Source organism: Solemya pervernicosa gill symbiont (assembly GCF_002020875.1).
Classification (GTDB): domain Bacteria; phylum Pseudomonadota; class Gammaproteobacteria.
Genome location: NZ_MPRL01000141.1, coordinates 1 through 2,828 on the forward strand (window position 1 = coordinate 1; position 2,828 = coordinate 2,828).

The 2,828-nt window shown below is 51.2% G+C and carries 2 protein-coding genes; both read left to right on the plus strand.

Going from position 1 to position 2,828, the window contains the following annotated elements:
- Positions 1 to 152: 152 nt before the first annotated feature.
- The gene (locus BOW52_RS16695) at positions 153 to 902 is read left to right on the plus strand and encodes a hypothetical protein (protein WP_078485213.1); all 750 of its coding nucleotides are present in this window, start codon (positions 153 to 155) and stop codon (positions 900 to 902) included.
- Positions 903 to 1,052: 150 nt separating this feature from the next.
- A complete protein-coding gene (locus tag BOW52_RS16700; protein ID WP_078485214.1) occupies positions 1,053 to 2,801 on the plus strand; it encodes a hypothetical protein in 1,749 nt (582 codons plus the stop codon).
- The last annotated feature ends 27 nt before the right edge of the window (positions 2,802 to 2,828 follow it).

Consider the following 2,828-nt stretch of genomic DNA (forward strand, 5'->3'; position numbering starts at 1 on the left):
TTCTACGTCGTTCGCTCACGCTCTCAACTACGAATATACAGACGGCGTCGACTATCGCGGACTAACCGCCTTCGCTTCGCTATCCATGGCGGTCAGCGACGGAGGTTATTCTCTCACTACAACCACTACCCTACATACGCCCCAGCGTACGCATGTTTATCTTGCAACTACGCATTAGCCAGCCAGAGATATTCTCCCGCCATCTGAGAACCGCACTGGATACCCCTGATATCGCTTACCACCTTAAGCGACTTATTGTCGAAACACTGGCGGAATTTGATCCACAGGAAGATGATATCCCTTTAGTTCGACACATCAGCACCAAACACCACACGATATTCACCCGACTCATTGATCAACCACTAACCATCAAGTGGTTTCATCTACTGCGCGACAGTTGGCTACCAAGCACCTTACGCGAACAGAACTCAGACACACTACGTCGTTTCCTTCTCAATCTTGATAGATGGATCAACGAAGATACCGAGAGCGTGCTTTCTATATGGCATCGAGCACTCACTGAACAGTGGGTTGAATCCTACTCAATCGCATTCCACATCACTCACTCCTTAATGAAGATCGAAGAGTGGCACCACCCTGAAATCAGACCACTACTCGAGACACTAATCAGCCTAGGCCAAAAAGCCGATCACGAATCGGCCGGACAACCACTCAGCCGCTTAGTAACAGAAACCGACGAACACGATGATCTTCTATGGAGCTGGATCACGAGAGACGTTCCTGAGGCTCTGAATTCTCGACGAGACATCTCCGAACACCTGCATTGTTCACCTCACGATTTCCACAAGAAAGATTTTCTTGAAGAAAGATTATCGGGGAGTCGCTATTTTTGCGGAAGCTTGTTTTGGGCATCCAAGCCCAAGCAAGCGGCAAAAACTTAACGCGACCGTTTATGCCTGCGGCGCCCCGACGCGGACTAACCGCCTTCGCTTCGCTATCCATAGCGGTCAGCGGCTGCATCGGAAATACTGCTTAACTTCGCAATCCAGGACATCTCCCAATGGAGCAAAAAATCTGTTTTCAACTATGGCATGTCAGGGTTTTTTAACGCGTTTCTGCACGAGACATCATGGGAGCGCAGACATACAAAGACTGACATGCACCATGTCAGCACGCTAGGCATACTCTTCCACGCGCTTGAGCAAGTAATCGGGAAACACGCGAAACAGAACACCAAGTGGTGGAGAGAACACAATCAATCGCTTCGAACCCACCAGGAGATATCACTGCGCCATCTCTACATTGCAGCTTGCGCAAAAAACATCCGCGCCAATATTTCTGGCCTCCAACAGCTACTGACAGACCGAGAACTTCTCCGCTACGGCCAGCTGAATTATGAGCTGGGGCAACTCATGAATGAGGCATACCCACTACTCGACTGCAACACTTGGACAACCAATCAACATACGCTGCTCTCTCTGTATAACGACATCGACGAAGAGGACAACGCCATTTGGGCCAATCGCCGTATCCAAGAATGGCTGGACTGGATCCCTGCATGCTGCCGAACGAAGGAGTCACAGAACCACCTTGAGCGCCACACCTCTCTCATGTCACCGCCGTCACGCACACCCGAAATCACCTCTTGGAGTGGATGGGTAGCCTCTCCCTTCTCACACACCACGCTGCTCGATTTTAGTGATGACGGTATCATCGACCTCCTCCGCCACTACCAGTCGAACCAAACCCGGACACACCATGAAGAGCTTCGCTCAATCGGAGGAAAAGAACAGGTATTACGCACATTAAAGGATGCCGCCAGCTCTGCTCCAACACGTTTCCTTGGCTTGCTTCCCAGACTTCGTTCCGAGCTGGATGAGCACGAATTTTCCGACTACGCGCTAGACGGCATCGCAGACCACCTCCATCACACGATAGGACGCTACTCCTCGAACAAGGAGTGGGCCCCAATAGAGCAGCCAGAACCAACCGCATTAGCTGAGGCGCTCCTTCAGGCAATCGACCGACAGCCCGGTTACTGGCGCGGAAAACGGGAAACTGGCGAAGCACTGCTAGCATGCTCAGGCGCCCATCTAGCGCCGGAATATACCAAAACCACCATCTTTCATCTGTATGGCATGCTCACATCAGACGAACCACGAATTCAAGATTCAGACAACAATGGATCAGGGCTGATCAGCAGCGCCATCAACTCCGACAGAGGCCGCGCCGCCGAAGCGGCCATCAATCTACTCAATCGTCTTTTAGAAGAGGAGGCTTCCATCCCCGACTTACTCTTCCAGCTGCTCAAACATTTTGCAAAGGACGAAAACCCCGCTATCGGCGCAATACTTCTCCGGTTTCTGCCTTACACAATCTACAAATCGCTTGAGCAAGGCTGGGAGCTATTCAGAACGATCATGTCACACAACAACCCTGACATCTGGCCATACACAGAGCAGTGCCTTTACCACCATTACCACAGTAGGTACACAGATGTTGCTCCTTGGTTAAACCAGCTGAAACAGAACGGCATGGAACATGGAGGCGAAACTTGGGGGAGAATATCTGCACTGTGCGCTCTTTGCGGCCACATCAACCTTGAACAGTTTCTTACAGAGCTGATATCGATCAATTCGAACACCGCAATTAAGGGAGCCATCGCTGTCTTCAGCCACAACATTAATGACCGAAAATGCCATATGGAATGCCAACTTGGCCTACAGCGACTCCTTAGCCGCGAATCTGTAAGCAAACCCGACCTCGATCGCTCGGGGAGTCGCTATTTTTGCGGAAGCTTGTTTTGGGCGTCCAAGCCCAAGCAAGCGGCAAATACTTAACGCGACCGTTTATGCCTACGGCGCCCC

Coding starts and splice junctions, on each gene's coding strand:
- BOW52_RS16695 (WP_078485213.1), top strand. CDS start 153: ATGTTTATCTTGCAACTACGCATTAGCCAGCCAGAGATATTCTCCCGC.
- BOW52_RS16700 (WP_078485214.1), top strand. CDS start 1,053: ATGTCAGGGTTTTTTAACGCGTTTCTGCACGAGACATCATGGGAGCGC.